Here is a 17,491-nt window from a genome sequence, read left to right on the forward strand (position 1 = left end):
TAAGCGATGCGCACGCCATTGTTTGCTGTCCTGTCGGCACTCCTGTGCCTGAGCGCTGCCCCCGGCCTGGTGCTGGCCGAAGACGTACCGGCACCGGACCCTGCGCCGCCAGCCACTGCCGCAGCCAAGGACGCGGTCTTCACCCAGGAACAGCTCGACCAGATGACCGCGCCCATTGCCCTGTACCCTGACCCGCTGTTGGCCCAGGTGCTGATGGCGTCGACCTACCCAGGGCAGGTCAGTGAAGCTGTGACCTGGTCCAAGGCCAACCCAAAGGCCACCGGCGACGATGCGGTCAAGCAGGTGGCCAAGCAGCCCTGGGACCCGAGCGTACAAGCCTTGGTGGCTTTCCCGCAGGTGCTGGCAACCCTGGGCCAAGACCCGGTCTGGGTGCAGCGCCTAGGTGATGCCTTTCTTGCCCAGCCCGACGATGTCATGGGCAGCGTGCAGCGTTTGCGCCACCAGGCCCAGGCCGCTGGCAACCTGCAGAGCAACCAGTACCAGAACGTGACCGTGCAGACCACCACCGCACCTGCGGCGGCCCCCGCACCCGCTGCCAGCGGCACCCAGGTCGTGACCGCCAGCGTGCCACCTACCACCATCGTCATCGAGCCTGCCGACCCACAAGTGGTGTACGTGCCCAGCTACAACCCCACCACCACCTATGGCACCTGGGCCTACCCGGCCTCGCCGCCGGTGTATTACCCGCCACCGCCGATGTACTACCCCGGCTCCGCGCTGGTGGCCGGCCTGGCCTTCGGTACCGGCGTGGCGATCGTCGCCTCGTTGTGGGGCGATTGTGACTGGGGCAACAATGACATCGACATCGACGTCAACCGCTACAACAACATCAACGCCAACAACCGCATTACCAACAACCAGAACAAATGGCAGCACAATGCCGCCAACCGCGACGGTGTGCCTTACCGCGACGCTCGCAGCCGCCAGCAGTATGGTCGCCAGTTGGACGGCGCCAGCCAGCGCAGCGCATTTCGCGGCGACGACGCCCAACGTGCTCAGGCGCGGGACAAGGCGCGCGCCTCGATGGACCGGGCGGGTATCGAGCGCCCGGCCACCAGCAACATCCAGGCACGTCAACAAATGCGTGAAGCGAAGTCCGACAACGCTCTGGGCAACCGCATGCAGGCTCGCGGCGACAATCCGAGAGCTGCCGACCGGCAACAGCAGGCACGCAACACCCAGGGCCGGCTGCATGACAACCCGGTGAGCCAACGCCGGCAGGGGGAAGGGCAAGTGCGGCAAGCAGGCCTTAACCGTCCTGCGAACAGCGCCGGTCGTGCCCGTAACAACGCCTTCGATGGCGTACGCTCGCCGTCGCGCACCAACGCGCAGGCCAACCGTGGACGCACCAGCCAGGCGTTCGCCCAGCGCCCCAGCGCATCGCGTGCCGCCGGGCACCAGATCTCTCGGCCTAGCGCGCCAGCGCGTCGTGGTGGAGGAGGCCGTCGATGAAACGTCCAGCACTGGCGGCAATGTTGCTTGCAGTGGGTTTGGCCTGCTCGTCCCTGGCCACTGCCCAGGAAGCTTTCCCGACCCCAGACAAAGCTGTTGAATCCTTTGTCGCGGCGCTGGGCACTGAGAAAGCTGATGAGGCTCGCCTGGCCCAGCTGCTGGGCGATGACTGGCGCACCTATATACCGCGTGGCGGTGTGCAGCGCAGCGACGTGGACACCTTCCTGGAGCAGTATCGTGCACAGCACAGTATCGACATGGCAGGCGAGGGCAGGGCCATCCTGGCGGTGGGCAGCGATCACTGGACCTTGCCCATCCCGTTGAGCAAAAGTAGTCAGGGCTGGCGCTTCGACCTGAAGGCCGGGAGTGCCGAAATCCGCGCCCGGCGTATCGGCCGCAACGAGCTGGGCGTGCTGCAGTCGCTGCTGGCTTATCACGATGCGCAAATGGACTACGCCACCCAGGACCACAATGGCAACGGTGCGCTGGAGTACGCGCAGAAAATCTTCAGCGACCCTGGCAAGCATGACGGTTTGTACTGGGATGACGATGGCGATGGCCAGGTCAGCCCATTGGGGCCGCTGTTCGGCCAGGATGTGGTCGGTGACGACTGGTATGGCTACCACTTTCGCATCCTCGACGCACAAGGCCCGTCCGCCCCCGGCGGCGCCTACAGCTACCTGATCGGCAACCAGATGAGCCGTGGCTTTGCCATGGTCGCCTGGCCGGCCAAGTACGACGACACTGGGGTGATGAGCTTCATGATCAGCCATGACGGCGAGGTATTCGAGAAAGACCTCGGGCCGCACGGCGATAGGCTGGCCAAGGAGATGAAGCGCTTCGACCCGGATGACAGCTGGAAGGTGGTGGATGTGCCGGCGGGGGATTGAGCCCGCCGATGTCTCAGGCTACCGCATCACCCTGTAGGAGCAGCCTTGTGCTGCGAAGAGGCCAGTCCAGGCACAGCAGGTGTGTCGCCATCGCTGGCCTCTTCGCAGCACAAGGCTGCTCCTACAGGGTGATGCGGCTTGCTCAGTGCGTAAGCGCCGCCCGCACCTCTCGCGCCGTGCACCCATACCGCTGGCGAAACGCCCGGGTGAACTGCGCCTGGTCGGCAAAACCCCAGCGGAATGCCAGTTCGCCGATGGCCAGGTGGCAATGCGGGTCGCGCAATTGCCGGTGCACGGCCTCCAGGCGCTGATGACGTACCCACTCACTCAGGGTGTAGGGCGTGATCGCGAACAGCTTGTGCAAATAACGCAGCGACAGCCCACAGGCACTGGCGATGGCTTGCGGCGACAGTTCGGGGTCGCCCAGGTGTTGTTGCACGTATTGCTCGACACGTGTCAGGTGCAGGGCACTTAGGTTGCTGCCTTCGCTGCCCAGCACTCGCTCGTCCTGTTGCAGGGCCAGCAGCAGCGTGGCCGAGGCTTGCTCCAGCAGAAGATGCCGGGCCGCTGCGGGGCTGGCGTCGAAGTGGCGGGCGCACAGGTCCAGCTGTTCGACGAAGATGCGCCCCAGGCCCTGGCTGGCATCGAAGCAATGCCGGGTGTAGCGCCTGTGCCCCAGCAGATTGGCCTTGAGCGCGCGTTCGGGCAGCTTGAGCACCCACAGGTCGTTCTGCGAGCCGTAGTGGAAGCGGTAGGGCGCATCGCCGCGTTCGACGATGAAACCACCCGGGCTGCAACTGATCTGGTGGCCGTCCTGCTCGAAGTGCACCTCGCTGCCATGCGGCACGGTCACCAGGTAGAACGCTTCATGGTCCTGGCCGATGTGCGCCTTGCTGCGCGAGTAGCCCAGCTGGCTGGAGCGCAGACGCGACAGGCTGAGCGGAGTGCTTGGCGTGCTCCAGCGCTGCAAGTGGCCATTGAACGGCTGTGCGGCGGCAAATTCCAGGTTCAACGGGAAATAGGTGTCACTGATGGCTTCGGCCCAGCGCGCCTGGCGTTCGGGCTGTGGCCAGCCGTGGGTCGAGAGTTCTGTGGGCATGGTGGGTCCTTTTTCAAAGAGGGCGGCATTGAAAAAAGGAACTGCAGGCAAGCTACTCAAGCAGCTCTTGTTATTGTACAAACCGCCCGGCAGCACAAAGCTGCCGGGCGGTTATCTGGCCCATGATCGGCGTGCGCCGGCCTTCAGATCAAGCCCCGCGTGTCACCCGGTAGGTGGCAGAAGGCTCCAGACGTGCTTGCCAGCCAGGTGGCAGCACGATGTTGGTGGTGTCTTCCTCGATCACGCAGGGGCCATGCACAGTTTGCCCGGGCAGCAAATGGTTGCCGTTGAACACCGGTGTGGGCTGCCATTCGCCGTCGGCACTGAACAGCATCGGGCGCACGCTTTGTGCCTCAGGCGCCGGCGGCTCGGCAGGGCCCTGCAGTTCGGGTTGCGGCGGGCGTGGCAGGTGGCCGATCACCGAGCACTCCAGGTTCACCAGCTCCACCGGGCTGTCGGGTTCGTTGTACGAGTACAGGGTCTGGTGGCGGCTGTGGAAGCGGCTGATGAGCGCGGCCAGGCCTGTGTCATCCAGGGCATGCTGCTCCAGCTCCACGCTGCATTCGTGGATCTGTCCCAGGTAGCGCATTTCCAGGGTGTAGTGGCAGCTGCTGGCCTGGTCGCCAAAGCCGTCTTCGCGCAGGTTGGCCAAGCCTTGCTGGCGCAGCTCGGCAAGGGCCTGGTTGAGCTGCGCCAGGTCCACGTGCTCGGCGTCCAGGCGCATCGACAGGCTGGTCAGCTGGTCGTAGCGCACGTCGGAAAGGATCTGGCCGAACGCGCACAGGCCTGACGCCACTTTGGGAATGAGCACGGTGTGCATGCCGATTTCTTCGGCCAGGCGCACCACGTGCATGCCCGCCGCACCGCCTGCGCCAATCAGGGCGAAGTCGCGCGGGTCGTGACCGCGCTCGATCGACACCCGGCGAATGCCGTTGACCATGTTCAAGTTAACCAGGGTGGTGATGCCGAATGCGGCGCGTTCCACGCTAATGCCCAGCGGTTCGGCGATCTTGCTGCGAATGGCGTCCAGCGCGGCCTGGCGGTTCAGGCGAATGCTGCCGCCCAGCAGCGCGCCGTCGGGCAGATAGCCCAAGGCCAGGTTGGCGTCGGTGACCGTGGGTTCGCGGCCACCCTTGCCGTAGCACACTGGCCCAGGCATGGCGCCTGCACTGCGCGGGCCGACCTGGAGCATGCCGAACTCGTCCAGATGGGCGATGGAGCCACCACCGGCGCCCAAGGTCTCCACCTGAATCATCGGCACGCCGATACGCTGGCGCAGAAAGTCCACGTCTTTGCTGAAATTGGTGCGCCCGGCGTTGGTCAGGGTGATGTCGAACGAGGTGCCGCCCATGTCGACGGTAATGACGTTGTCGATGCCGAACGGCTTCGCTACCGCCAGCCCGGCCTGTGGCGCCGAGGCCGGGCCGGAGTTGATCGCATTGACGGCGCGTTCACGCATCAGGTGCCCAGGCGCCAGGCCACCGTTGGACTGGAAGTAGCGCACCGGCTGCTGTGCGCCAAGTTCCTGGAACAGGCTGTCGATGCGCGCCACGTAGCGTGCCATGACCGGGCTTAGGTAGGCGTTGACCACCGTAGTGGAGGTGCGGGTGTACTCGCGAATTTGCGGGAACACCTCGCAGCCGGTGCAGACGAATACCCCGGGCAGGGCGGCCCGCACCAGCGCGGCGGCCCGCTGTTCGTGGCTGGGGTTGCGCACCGACCACAGGAAGGAAATGGCCACGGCCTGCACGCCTTCGGCGCGGAAGTAGTCGATGGCGGCCTGGATAGCGGCTTCGTCCAACGGGCTGTGCTCACGGCCATCGCCGAGCATACGGCCACCGATCGGGCGGCGCAGATGGCGTGGGGCAAGCATGTGGGCCGGCGGGTAATGGGCGTCGTAGCGGTGGCCTTCTTCCTTGTGGCCCAGGCGAATTTCAAGGCTGTCCTCATGCCCCTCGGTGCACAACAGGCCGACCTTGACCCCGGTACGCTCGATCAGCGCGTTGAGGGCCACGGTGGTGCCGTTGATGCACAGGTCACAGTTGGCGATGAGTTCGCTCGGGCTGCGCCCGGTGGCGTCGGCGATCTGTGCCAGGCCGGCGCGAATGGCCAGGGTGCCGTCTTGCGGCGTGGAGGGGGCCTTGAACAGCTGCACGCCGCCGTCGCGGTCGGCCAGGATGAAATCGGTGAAAGTGCCGCCGGCGTCGATGCCCAGGCGATATTGGTTACGCATGATGGTTCTCCGGTCAGCGTGGGGTGCGGGCAAGGCGGGTTGCGGTTTCGTCGAGGCGTCCTTCGTCATCGAGGACCACGCCATATTCCAGGGCTGCCCCTTGTGGCGAGACCAGGCCGTTGCGCACATCTTCCAGTACTGCGGCGATCGGGCGGCGCAGCGGGTCGCCGTAGCCACCGCCACCTGGGTTGACGTTGATGATGCGTTCGCCGGGTTGCAGGGTGAGCATAGGGTTCTGCGTGTAATGGTCTTCGCTGCCGTCGGCGTGGCGGTGGATCAACCGGCCCAGCTTGGGTTCGAGCAGGGCATTGCGCGCCCCGGCGGCCCCGGCGGTGGGTAACTGGCGGCCTTCGCCGAAGCCGACCACGGTCATGGCGTGGTCCAGCGGTTCGATCTCCAGGCGGGTGCCGGAACCACCGCGAAACTCACCGGCGCCACCACTGTCGGCCATCAGGCTGTAGCGGTGGATCAGCACCGGGTAGGCGTGTTCGAGCAGCTCGATGTCGCCGCTCATCAGCGCCCCGAAACAACACAGCGGGCCGCAGGCGTGCCAGCCATCCATCACCTTGTTGGCGCCGGCACCGGAAATGATCGAGGCCAACACCATGGTCACGTACTCACTGTTGCCGTTGCGTGGGTCGTGGCCGGCGATGTTGATACCGCTGGTATGCCCCCAGGAGGCCGTTACCCGCTGTGGTGAGGCCTGTTCCAGCGCGGTGCGTACGGCATCGGCCAGGGTCTCCATCGGGGTGGTGGTACAGTTGACGTGGGGCGCGGGTTCCTCGGCGTTGCACAGCGTCCCTTTGGGCCCGACATCGACCGTGACGCAGCGGTACAGGCCTTCGTTATAAGGCGGCGCGACCTGGGCGAACATCATCAGCCCCAGGTACACGCCAGACACCGAGTTGCCCTCGTAGGAGTTGATGAAGTACGGCACCTGTGGCGGGCTGTCGATGCGCACGTGGGCCTGCTCGCCACGGATCTGCACATGGGCGGTGATGGCCAGTTCCCCCAGGCCGTGGCCGGCATCTTCGAGCACCGCGGTGCCGCTGTAGTCACCGTCCGGCACATCGCGCAACAGCGCGCGCATGTGCCGGTCGGCCATGTTCTTGAGCTCGGCGATGCAAGCGCGTACCTGTGCCACACCGTACTTGTCGAGCAGTTCCAGCAGGTGCCGCTCGCCGACCTTGCAAGCACCGTACTGGGCATTGAGGTCGCCTTCCTGGTAGGGGCGGGCGCGCATGTTGGTGAGCATGAAGTTGATCACGTCCTCCCGGCGCTTGCCCTTCTCCCACAGCTTGACCGGTGGAATGCGCAGGCCTTCGGCGTAGATTTCCTTGGCGTCGGGGTTGTAGCCAGCCGGCACCGGGCCGCCAATGTCGGTCAGGTGGCCTTTGCACACGGTCCAGAACACCAGTTCGCCCTGGTAGTACACCGGCTTGTACATGCAGCAGTCGAGAATATGGCTGCCCTTGTAGGCCGGGTCGTTGTGGTAGATCACGTCGCCTTCGGCGATGTCGTCGCCGAAATACGCCGCCACGCATTTCATGGCCGGGATCAGTGAGCCCAGGTGGATGGGGATGTCCTGGCCTTGCAGGATCATTTCCGGCAAGTGGTCGAACAGCGAGTTGGAATAGTCGTGGGCCAGGTTGAACACACTAGAGCGGCCGGTCTTTTCCAGGGTCAAGGTCATTTCCCGTTGCGCTGTTTCCAGCGCGCCCCGTACAACCGCAAGGGTGATCGGATCTACTGTCTGCATAGGTCACCAACGTTTGTTCTTGTGCTTTGGGTGCGTGCCGCCAGAGGGGCGGCGCGTGGTGACAGGCTACGGGGAGGGCGGGGGAAAGGATTGTCGTTGGGTGTACGGGTTGTTGTGTTTGGGTGCACACCCATCATTTTTGGCAGTTGCTCAATCTGCTTCAGCGTATAGAAAATGGCAACTCATAGACCGGAGCCATCACATGACCAAGTTGGCGAACATCACGCGCTTTTTCTTACAGCTGGATCGGGTTCATATAGCCTTGACAGGCAGTGAAACCGTGGTTTGCATAAGAACGCAATCAGGTATTCTGGCAGAGCGCAGGCTTGAGCAAGAAACTGCCCACTTAGCGATGCTGGCTGTGGACAGTGGGAACTCAGTGATACAAGTCGATTCTCAGGCACAGCCGGAATCGGCAACATACGGTGCTTATGGCCTGCACAGCCCAGATGAAATGGTTCCGCAGCGTCCAGCATTCAATGGCCACTTGTTAGTGAGCGATTTGTATCTACTCGGTAATGGCTATCGGGGTTACAGCCCTGTCTTGATGCGTTTTCTAAGCCCTGACAGCCTTAGCCCCTTTGCTGAGGGTGGGTTAAGCTGTTATGCCTATTGTGCAAGTGATCCGATCAATTTCAGTGATCCCAGTGGACACATGATGCGCTCGAGATCGCCCAGTCCGACTGGAAGAATGTCGCCGGCGACTCAGGACCGAATAGTATTGGAAGTATTGAATTCCCAACCTGCATGGAGTACAGGCGGCGGGAATGGGCGCAGAACGTCGATTGAGATCCAGGAAAAAATTGTGCAGGAAGCATTGAATTCACAGCCGGGTTGGAGGAGTCAAGCACAAACTAATTCTCAGCGCAGTTTGCCCTTAAACGATGCTCCAACACAGCAAATTACTGGGATAGCATCAGTTGCAGAGCTTGGCGTAACAGGCAGGCTGCGAGTAGGTTTTTATAAGTATTCCCGAAAGCCTATCACCTCGCAAGAGGTGTCTTCTCTTAAAAAATGGAATACTCAAAATTATCAACTTTTATCCCCGTTGAATTTAGAGGAGAGCCGGATAGTACGCAGCGCAGTAATCAACGCTTTGGAGTTAGGTACGAATCCGCAGCAAAGTATCAGGGATTTGAATTACGGTGTCGAACCTCCTAGAGTGAGAGCTCTAGTCCAAGTGGTTAAGCAAAAATTGTCGAGAATACGGGCTGGTAGATAATACTTGCCAGTGTATTCCGGCCCGTTTGGCTGGACACTGTCAAAGAAGGCTTTCTGGCTATCCCAGCATCTGTTCCACCAGCCACTGCCCCGCCGGCCCCAGCGCCCGCCGGCTCGACCAGACAACATCCATGTCCACCCGGCGCGGGTAGCCCGCTATCTGCAACTCTACCAGCCCATTGCCAAACCGTGTCACCAGTGCCCTGGGCAGCTCAGCCCAACCAAACCCGCGCACGGCGAACTCCAGCAGGGTGAGGTAATCCGGTGCCGACCAGGCCTGGCCGCGCCCGTGGTGCAGGCTGGGAGCATAAGTCTTGATATACAGCTGCCGTGCATTTTCCAGGTGCTGTGCCTGTACCTGTGCGAGGTTTGCCAACGGGTGCCCGCTGGCCACGTAAACGCCAAATTCCGCCTGCTCCGGCAAGCGCGCCACGGCCACGTCGGCGGGGTAGCTGGGCTGCGCGGCAAGAATGCCGACATGGGCCAGGCCCTGCTGGATCATCTCGATCACATCAGCGTCTTCCGCCGGGCCGCAGCGCAATTCGGTGTGCGGGTAGTGTTGGGCGAAGCTGGCCATCACGGCGCCTTGGAAGGTGACGCTGTAGCTGTCCGACATCACCACCGACACCAGCGGTTCGACGTTTTCCGCCAGGCGCACCGCCAGCGCATCGAGTTGGGCACTGGCATCGAGAATCGCCTCGACATGAATCAGCACCTGCCGGCCGGCCTCATTGAGCGTGGGGTGGCGGCCACCGCGATCAAACAGCGGGCAGCCGATATCGGCTTCGAAATTGGCGATGGCGATGCTGATGGTGGACTGGCTTTTACGCAGCTTGCGGGCCGCCGCGGAAAACGAACCCAGCGATGCGGCTTCGACAAAGGCAACCAGTGCTTCAGGTGAGTAACGCATGGTATTGATAAAACCGATGGTAGCTATATCGCGAGTATCAGTTCTGTCAAAGAAAATAGGAAGTACGACTCACGCAATGGATGGAATTTGCAATGAAAAACGTGTCCTTTACCGAACGCCTGGTTCACGCCGTTGGCTACGAAGTGTTCGCGGTGTTGCTGTGTGCGCCGCTGCTGTCCTGGATCATGGGCAAGTCACTGGCGACGGCGGGCGCGCTGGCTGTGACCCTGTCGGTCATCGCCATGCTGTGGAACATGGTATACAACGCGCTGGTCGATCGCTACGTACAGGCCGAGCGTATCCACTGGAAGGCCCGTGCGCGTTTCGTGCATGGCCTGGGCTTCGAGGCCGGGCTGGTGGTGTGGTGCCTGCCGGTGGCGGCGTGGATGCTGGATATTTCGTTGCTGCAGGCGTTCATGGTGGAGCTGGGCTTCTTCGTGATCATTCTGCCCTACACCGTGCTGTACAACTGGGCGTTCGACAAAGCCCGGCATCTGCTGATGCAGCGTCGCCTGGCATGAGCAACCTGTACCTGTGGGAGCGGGCTTGCCCGCGAAAAATCCAACGCGGTGAATGGCACCGGCTTCGCCGGTGTTCGCGGGCAAGCCCGCTCCCACAGCCAATAAAAAGGGGCATGCCATTAACTGGCATGCCCCTTTTTCAAACCGCTGAAGTGCCTCAGGCGACTTTGACGATCCAGCCAGCCGGTGCTTCAACGTCACCGCTCTGGATGCCGGTCAGCTCGTTGTAGAGCTTCTGGGTGACCGGGCCGACCTTTTCCAGGTCGTGGAACACGTGCAGCTTGCCGTTGTACTCGATGCCGCCGATTGGGGTGATCACCGCAGCGGTACCGCAGGCACCAGCTTCGATGAAGCGGTCCAGCTTGTTGATTTCGACATCGCCTTCGATCACGGTCAGGCCCAGGCGCGATTGCGCCAGTTCCATCAGCGACAGGCGGGTGATGCCAGGCAGCACCGAAGCCGATTTCGGGGTCACGAATTCGTTGTTGGCGGTGATGCCGAAGAAGTTGGCCGAACCGACTTCCTCGATTTTGGTGTGGGTCAGCGGGTCGAGGTAGATGGCGTCGGCGAAGTTGGCTTTCTTCGCTTCAGCGCCCGGCTGCAGGCTGGCAGCGTAGTTGCCACCCACCTTGGCTGCGCCGGTGCCTTGCGGGGCAGCGCGGTCGAAGCTGGAAATCTGGAAGTTGTGCGGTTTCATGCCGCCTTTGAAGTACGAGCCAACCGGGATGGCGAACACCGAGAAGATGAACTCGGGGGCGGTGCGCACGCCAATGTTGTCGCCGGTGCCGATCACGAACGGGCGCAGGTACAGGGCACCTTTGCCGTGCGGTGGCACGAACTTTTCGTTGGCCTTGACCACTTGCTTGCACGCTTCGATGAACACATCGGTCGGCACGTGCGGCATCAGCAGGCGGGCGCAGCTGCGCTGCATGCGGGCGGCGTTCTGGTCTGGGCGGAACAGGTTGATCGAGCCGTCCTTGCAGCGGTAGGCCTTGAGGCCTTCGAAGCACTGCTGGCCGTAGTGCAGCGCCGTGGAGCCTTCACTGATGTGCAGTACGTTGTCTTCGGTCAGGGTGCCTTTGTCCCACTCGCCATTGCGCCATACGGACAGGTAGCGTTTGTCGGTCTTGATGTAGTCGAAACCCAGCTTGTCCCAATTAATGCTTTCGTTGCTCATGACACCCTCATTGTCTTGCAAGTGCCCGATCTCTCGGGCTGCTGTTATATGCGCACCATGCCACCTTAATACATCCTTGGCGGATCGGGAACGGCCAGTCACGAATTGATAGCCTGCGATGCATTTTTCGCGGCCCACTGGCGCTGTAGGAGCAGCCTTGTGCTGCGAAGAGGCCGGGACTGGCGACACAACCTTGCACGGTGTAAACAGCGGCCTGCCCTCAGCGTTGCGTCTGCAAGCGCTTGGCCCAGTCTCCGGCGTGGCTCTGCGCGCAGGCTTCTTCACTGTCAAACCGCACATGCCAGGCCGGATGGTCCAGCTTTATGCCGGCTTGCTCCAGCGCCTGGCGGGTCAGCGCCAGCATGCGCGCTTTCGCTTCGCTCGCCACGGCAGCGGCTTTATCGGCCTCTTGCTCAAATACCCAGGTAATACGCAGGCTGCCCGGAAAGTCCTCGGGGTCGTGGCGATGGGTAAGCCAGCTGAAGCCGACGATCTGCGCCTTGGCGGTTTCGCAGGCATCGGTCAGGCACGCCACCAGCTCCCGCTCAAGGCGGGCCATTTCGCGTTTGCCCAGCGTCTTCACGGGTTGGCCTCGTCATCGATCTGCTGGCAAAAGCGCAGGCGGTTGCCGAACGGGTCCCACACCTGCATCTGCAGGCCCCAGTCCAGGCGCTCGGCCTCGGGCCGGGCGTAACCGTACTGTTTATCCTGCAGCTCGCGCTCCAGCGCGCGCAGGTCGTCGATGCGGGCGAACACGGTTGAACCGGGGCATGCATCGCCATGGTGCTCGGATAGGTGCAGGATCAGGCCATCGCGGTGAATCTGCATGTACAACGGCAAGTCCGGGCTGAAGCGGTGCGACCAATCCAGGGTAAAACCTAGAAAATCGACGTAGAACTCCTTGGCCTTGTCGACCGAGAAAATGCGCAGTACGGGTATGGCGGGGGCGAGGGGCATGGGGCGTCCTTGACCGTGGGTGAAGCCGCCACTGTAACGCAGTTGCGCCCAGCGTTGTCGACCGGCGCCGCCGCAATGGTTGACCACCCGCCAGCCACTGCGTAGCCTTGCCACTTCGAGGTTCTTCGGCCAGGCCGAAGCTAAGATGGGAACGCGGTACAAGCCGCGGCTGCCCCCGCAACTGTAAGCACCGACAACGGATCGACATTGCCACTGCGCCAGCGCGCGGGAAGGCGTCATCCCGCCAGCCCGCTGTTCAACTGAACGGGGCAATGGAACGGTGCGAGCCAGGAGACCTGCCTCGTCACGTTTTCGACTTTCAACCGGGCGGGGTGATCCGGTGGCGAACAAGCCCGGCCAACCTGGCCCGCGGCTGTCGTCCTGCATGCCCGCGCCACACTGCCAAGGGCAATGCGACATGAAAACACTGGCCAAGCTCCCCGTCACCATCGTCACCGGCTTCCTCGGCTCGGGCAAGACCACCTTGCTGCGCCACATGCTCGACAACGCCCAGGGCCGTCGCATCGCGGTCATCGTCAACGAATTCGGCGAGCTGGGGATCGATGGCGAAATCCTCAAGCAGTGCAGCATCGGGTGCACCGAGGAAGAAGCCAGCGGCCGCGTCTACGAGCTGGCCAACGGCTGCCTGTGCTGCACCGTGCAGGAAGAATTCTTCCCGGTAATGCGCGAACTGGTGGCTCGCCGTGGCGACCTCGACCACATCCTCATCGAAACCAGCGGTCTGGCCCTGCCCAAGCCGCTGGTGCAGGCCTTCCAATGGCCGGAAATCCGCAATGCCTGCACCGTCGATGCGGTCATCACCGTGGTCGACAGCCCAGCTGTGGCCGCTGGCACCTTCGCCGCCTACCCGGACCAGGTCGATGCCCAGCGCAAGCTCGACCCCAACCTGGACCATGAATCGCCACTGCACGAGCTGTTCGCCGACCAGTTGGCCAGCGCCGACCTGGTGGTACTGAACAAGGCCGACCTGATCGATGCCGAAGGCCTGGCCAAGGTGCGGGCGGAAGTGGCCGAAGAACTGCCGCCGGCGGTGAAAGTGATCGAGGCCAGCAGCGGCAAGCTGCCACTGGAGGTGCTGCTGGGCGTGGGGGCAGAGTCCGAGGCGCACATCGATGGCCGACGTACCCACCACGATTCGCACCACGACGGCGACGAGCATGACGACCATGACCACGACGCCTTCGATTCCATCTCCATCGACCTGCCCGAAGCCGACGAGAGCCTGCTGCTCGACGCACTGACCCAACTGGTGGTGGAGTTCGGCATCCTGCGCGCCAAAGGCTTCGCCGCCATCCCGGGCAAGCCGATGCGCCTGCTGGTGCAAGGCGTGGGTACCCGTTTCGACAAACACTTCGACCGTGCCTGGCGCGCCGACGAGCCACGCATCACCCGCTTGGTGCTGATCGGACAGGACCTCGACGCTACTCAACTGGAAGCGCGCCTGCGCCAGGCCCTGGGCGCCTGACCCATGCACCTGCTGCGGACCCAGCCCGGCGGCTTCGTGCCGGATGACAGCATTGCCGACCTTGGCCAGACACCCGCCGAGCTGGTGATTCTCTGCAGCGGCGATTCGCACCTGGCATTGCTCGCCGATACCGCCGAGCACTTGCCCGAAGACTTCCCCAGCCTGCGCCTGGCCAACCCCATGCAGGTGCAGAACCATGCCTCGGTCGACTTGTACGTCGACCAGGTGCTGCGCCACGCCAAGGTCATTCTGGTGTCGCTGCACGGTGGCGTTGGTTACTGGCGCTATGGCGTGGAGCAATTGGTCGAGCTGGCCGCCCGAGGCGTGCAGCTGATCCTGGTACCGGGCGACGACCGCCCGGACCCGGAATTGACCGGCCTGGGCAATGTCACAGGCGAGCAGGCCGAGCGCCTCTGGCATTATCTGCGCCAGGGCGGCAAGGCCAACGCCCGCAACCTGTTCAACTGCCTGGCCAGCCAGTGGCTAGGCCGCGACTACACCTGGGACGAGCCGCAGCCGTTGCCGCGCACGGCGGTCTATCACCCGGCCAAGGGCAGTGCGGAGCTGGAAGACTGGTACCCGCACTGGCACCCCGAGCACCCGGTGGCGCCGCTGCTGTTCTACCGCTCGCACTTGCAGGCGGCCAATACCGCGTTCATCGACGTGTTCTGTCAGCGCCTGCGGGCTGCCGGGCTGAACCCGCTGCCGATTGCCGTTGCCAGCCTGAAGGAAAGCGCCTGCCTGGAACAGGTCGAAGCCTGGCTGGACGAGGTTGGCGCCGAAGTGCTGGTCAATACCACCGGCTTTGCCCTGTCCAGCCCCGAACGCCCCAACCTGCGCCCGTTGCGCCGCGACATCCCGGTGCTGCAGGCCATTTGCGCGCAAGACAACCAGCCCGGCTGGGAAGCCAGCGAGCAGGGCCTGGGCGCGCGTGACCTGGCCATGCACATTGCCCTGCCTGAGCTGGACGGGCGCATCATCACCCGCCCGGTCAGTTTCAAGGACATGGCCTGGCGCAGCGAGCGCAGCCAGTCCGACGTGGTGTGTTACCGCGCTCACCCCGAGCGCATGGACTTCGTCGCCGAGCTGGCCCGCCGCTGGGTCGAGCTGGCGCGTCTGCCCAATGCCCAGAAGCGTGTTGCCCTGGTGCTGGCCAACTACCCGACCCGGGATGGCCGCATTGGCAACGGCGTTGGCCTGGACACTCCCGCTGCAGCGTTGAACATTCTCAAGGCATTGCAGGCCGAAGGCTATCCGCTGGCCGACCTGCCGGGCAGCGGCACGCAACTGATCCATCAGTTGCTCGGCGGCGTGACCAACGACCTCGACCACCTCGACCTGCGCCCCTGCGCGCAGAGCTTGAGCCTGGCCGACTACCAGGCCGCGTTCGAACGCTTGCCCGAGGCCAACCGCCAGGCCGTGCTGGAACGCTGGGGGCCGCCAGAGCAAGACCCGATGTACCGCGGTGGCCGGCTGATGGTCGCCGGCCTGCGCTTTGGCCTGACGTTCGTTGGCATCCAGCCGGCGCGGGGCTACCAGGTGGACCCGAGCGCGGTCTACCACGACCCAGACCTGGTGCCGCCGCACGGTTACCTGGCGTTTCACTTCTGGCTGCGTCATGCCTTTGCCGCCGACGCGGTGATCCACGTTGGCAAGCACGGTAACCTGGAATGGCTGCCCGGCAAGGGCGTTGGCCTGTCGGCGCAGTGCTGGCCAGACGCCTTGCTTGGCCCGTTGCCGAACATCTACCCATTCATCGTCAATGACCCGGGCGAGGGCGCCCAGGCCAAGCGCCGTACCCAGGCGGTGATCATCGACCACCTGATGCCGCCGCTGACCCGTGCCGAAACCTATGGCCCGCTGCGCCACCTGGAGCAACTGGCTGACGAGTTCTATGAAGCGCAGATGCTCGACCCGCGACGTGCTCGCGAGTTGCAGCGCGACATCCTGGAGCTGGTCAAGGCCAACCACATCGACCGCGAGCTGCAGCTCGAAGGCCAACTGGACGATGCCGCTATCTGGCTGCCGCGCCTGGACACCTACTTGTGCGACCTGAAGGAGTCACAGATTCGCGATGGCCTGCATGTGTTTGGCCAGTCGCCAGAAGGGCGGCTGCGCCTGGATACGCTGCTGGCGCTGTTGCGGGTTGAACGTGGCGACGGTCGCGGCGGCAATGCCAGCCTGCTGCGGGCCCTGGCCAAAGCCCTGGTGCCAGGTTTCGACCCGCTCGATTGCGAGCTTGGGCAGGCCTGGCAGGGCGCACGCCCTGAGCAACTGCTGGCCATGAGCGGTGAACCCTGGCGTACCTGCGGGGATACCCGCGAGCGCTTGGAGCTGCTGGCGCTGCAACTGATCGGCCAGGCGCTGGACGGCAGCGCACAGTTGCCCGCCCAGAGCGAGTGGCAGCCGGTGCACGACGTGGTGCAGGCCTTGTGCGAAAGGGTTGCTCCCAGCCTGGATGCCTGTGGCAGCGCCGAAATGAATGGCTTGCTGGCGGCGCTGGCGGGGCGTTTCGTGCCCGCCGGCCCCAGCGGCGCACCCAGCCGTGGGCGCCTCGATGTGCTGCCCACCGGACGCAACTTCTATACCGTGGACGTGCGCAACCTGCCCACCACCACGGCCTGGCGCCTGGGTTTCGCCTCGGCCAGCCTGATCCTCGAACGCCACCTGCAGGACCACGGCGATCACCTGCGCCAGCTCGGCCTGTCGGTATGGGGCACGGCGACCATGCGCACCGGCGGCGACGACATCGCCCAGGCCATGGCGCTGATGGGCGTACGCCCGGTGTGGGCCACCGGCAGCCAGCGCGTGGACGACTTCGAGATCCTGCCGCTGAGCCTGCTCGACCGCCCGCGTGTGGATGTGACCCTGCGTGTTTCCGGCTTCTTCCGCGATGCCTTTGGTAACCTGATCCGCCTGTTCGATGCCGCCGTGCAAGCAGTGGCCGCGCTGGACGAACCCGACGACCTCAACCCCCTGGCTGCCCGCGTGCGCAGCGAACGGGCTGCGCTGCAGGCGCAGGGCATGGACGCCGAGCAGGCCGCCCGGCAGGCCGGCTGGCGAGTGTTTGGTGCCAAACCCGGCGCTTACGGTGCCGGGGTGCAGAACGCCATCGATGGGCGCCTGTGGCACAGCCGTGACGACCTGGCCGAGGTTTACCTCAATCACGGTGGCTACGCCTACGGCGCCAGCGACGACGGCACCCCGGCCCGGGCGCAATTCGCCCAGCGCCTGGCCCGGGTGCAGGCGGTGCTGCAAAACCAGGACAACCACGAGCACGACCTGCTCGACTCCAACGATTACTACCAGTTCCAGGGCGGCATGCTGGCGGCGTCGGAAACCTTGTCCGGGGTGGCTGTGGCCAGCTACCACGGCGACCACAGCCAGGCCGACCGGCCGCGCATCCGTACCCTCAAAGAAGAGCTGAACCGGGTGATCCGTGCCCGTGCGCTCAACCCGAAATGGATCGACGGGGTCAAGCGTCACGGCTACAAGGGCGCGTTCGAAATGGCGGCGACAGTCGACAACCTGTTCGCCTTCGATGCCACCACGCACCTGATCGACGACCATCATTACCAGGGGCTGGCCGATGCCTACGTGCTCGACCCGGCGACCCGCGATTTCATCCGCGAGCACAACCCCGAGGCCTTGCGCGACCTCACCGAGCGCCTGTTGGAGGCCCAGCAGCGCGGCTTGTGGCAGGCGCCGGGCGACTATCGCGAAGCCCTCGAGGAACAATTGCTCGACGGCGAGGAACAGGCTTGA

13 protein-coding genes and 1 riboswitch are annotated in these 17,491 nt (G+C 63.9%); of the genes, 6 read left to right on the forward strand and 7 right to left on the reverse strand.

Annotated features, from left to right (window positions below):
* The first annotated feature begins 6 nt into the window (after window positions 1–6).
* Both ACNFBR_RS13795 and ACNFBR_RS13800 read left to right on the forward strand, forming a co-directional pair.
* Window positions 7–1,473: a DUF3300 domain-containing protein gene (locus ACNFBR_RS13795; protein ID WP_416735413.1), complete on the forward strand. Its 1,467-nt coding sequence runs from the start codon at window positions 7–9 to the stop codon at window positions 1,471–1,473.
* A complete protein-coding gene (locus ACNFBR_RS13800) occupies window positions 1,470–2,363 on the forward strand; it encodes a DUF2950 domain-containing protein (protein WP_416735414.1) in 894 nt (297 codons plus the stop codon). Before ACNFBR_RS13795 ends, ACNFBR_RS13800 begins: the two co-directional genes overlap by 4 nt.
* 142 nt (window positions 2,364–2,505) lie before the next feature.
* Here the strand turns inward: ACNFBR_RS13800 and ACNFBR_RS13805 are convergent, their stop codons facing one another.
* From ACNFBR_RS13805 to ACNFBR_RS13815, 3 genes are all read right to left on the reverse strand, one after another.
* Window positions 2,506–3,462: a helix-turn-helix domain-containing protein gene (locus tag ACNFBR_RS13805; RefSeq protein ID WP_416735415.1), complete on the reverse strand. Its 957-nt coding sequence runs from the start codon at window positions 3,460–3,462 to the stop codon at window positions 2,506–2,508.
* Between the two features lie 148 nt (window positions 3,463–3,610).
* Window positions 3,611–5,695, reverse strand: coding sequence for a hydantoinase/oxoprolinase family protein (locus ACNFBR_RS13810; protein ID WP_416735416.1), 2,085 nt, complete (start codon window positions 5,693–5,695; stop codon window positions 3,611–3,613).
* Between the two features lie 13 nt (window positions 5,696–5,708).
* Entirely contained in the window at window positions 5,709–7,454 is a 1,746-nt protein-coding gene (locus ACNFBR_RS13815) for a hydantoinase B/oxoprolinase family protein (RefSeq protein WP_416735417.1), read from the reverse strand.
* 202 nt (window positions 7,455–7,656) lie between these two features.
* Here ACNFBR_RS13815 and ACNFBR_RS13820 point away from each other — a divergent pair, with 202 nt between their 5' ends.
* Entirely contained in the window at window positions 7,657–8,676 is a 1,020-nt protein-coding gene (locus ACNFBR_RS13820; RefSeq protein ID WP_416735418.1) for an RHS repeat-associated core domain-containing protein, read from the forward strand.
* 57 nt (window positions 8,677–8,733) lie between these two features.
* On the opposite strand, the gene ACNFBR_RS13825 is transcribed toward ACNFBR_RS13820, so the two are convergent.
* A complete protein-coding gene (locus ACNFBR_RS13825) occupies window positions 8,734–9,585 on the reverse strand; it encodes a LysR family transcriptional regulator (protein ID WP_416735419.1) in 852 nt (283 codons plus the stop codon).
* Window positions 9,586–9,677: 92 nt separating this feature from the next.
* Between ACNFBR_RS13825 and ACNFBR_RS13830 the strand changes: the two genes are divergently transcribed.
* A complete protein-coding gene (locus ACNFBR_RS13830) occupies window positions 9,678–10,106 on the forward strand; it encodes a multidrug/biocide efflux PACE transporter (RefSeq protein ID WP_346645716.1) in 429 nt (142 codons plus the stop codon).
* Window positions 10,107–10,263: 157 nt separating this feature from the next.
* On the opposite strand, the gene ACNFBR_RS13835 is transcribed toward ACNFBR_RS13830, so the two are convergent.
* The 3 genes from ACNFBR_RS13835 to ACNFBR_RS13845 all read right to left on the reverse strand — a co-directional run bounded on the left by ACNFBR_RS13835 (window position 10,264) and on the right by ACNFBR_RS13845 (window position 12,240).
* Entirely contained in the window at window positions 10,264–11,283 is a 1,020-nt protein-coding gene (locus tag ACNFBR_RS13835; protein ID WP_012272061.1) for a branched-chain amino acid aminotransferase, read from the reverse strand.
* 220 nt (window positions 11,284–11,503) lie between these two features.
* Entirely contained in the window at window positions 11,504–11,866 is a 363-nt protein-coding gene (locus ACNFBR_RS13840; protein WP_416735420.1) for a hypothetical protein, read from the reverse strand.
* Window positions 11,863–12,240, reverse strand: coding sequence for a glyoxalase superfamily protein (locus ACNFBR_RS13845; RefSeq protein ID WP_416735421.1), 378 nt, complete (start codon window positions 12,238–12,240; stop codon window positions 11,863–11,865). Before ACNFBR_RS13845 ends, ACNFBR_RS13840 begins: the two co-directional genes overlap by 4 nt.
* Before the next feature lie 101 nt (window positions 12,241–12,341).
* Window positions 12,342–12,559, forward strand: a riboswitch (cobalamin riboswitch).
* 99 nt (window positions 12,560–12,658) lie between these two features.
* Here ACNFBR_RS13845 and cobW point away from each other — a divergent pair.
* Together cobW and cobN are read left to right on the forward strand one after the other, a co-directional pair.
* On the forward strand, window positions 12,659–13,726 hold the full coding sequence (cobW, locus tag ACNFBR_RS13850) for a cobalamin biosynthesis protein CobW (RefSeq protein WP_416735422.1): 1,068 nt from the start codon (window positions 12,659–12,661) through the stop codon (window positions 13,724–13,726).
* Between the two features lie 3 nt (window positions 13,727–13,729).
* A complete protein-coding gene (gene cobN / locus ACNFBR_RS13855) occupies window positions 13,730–17,491 on the forward strand; it encodes a cobaltochelatase subunit CobN (RefSeq protein WP_416735423.1) in 3,762 nt (1,253 codons plus the stop codon).

The organism is Pseudomonas sp. NY11955, from assembly GCF_048068035.1.
In the GTDB taxonomy this organism is placed as follows: Bacteria; Pseudomonadota; Gammaproteobacteria; order Pseudomonadales; family Pseudomonadaceae; genus Aquipseudomonas.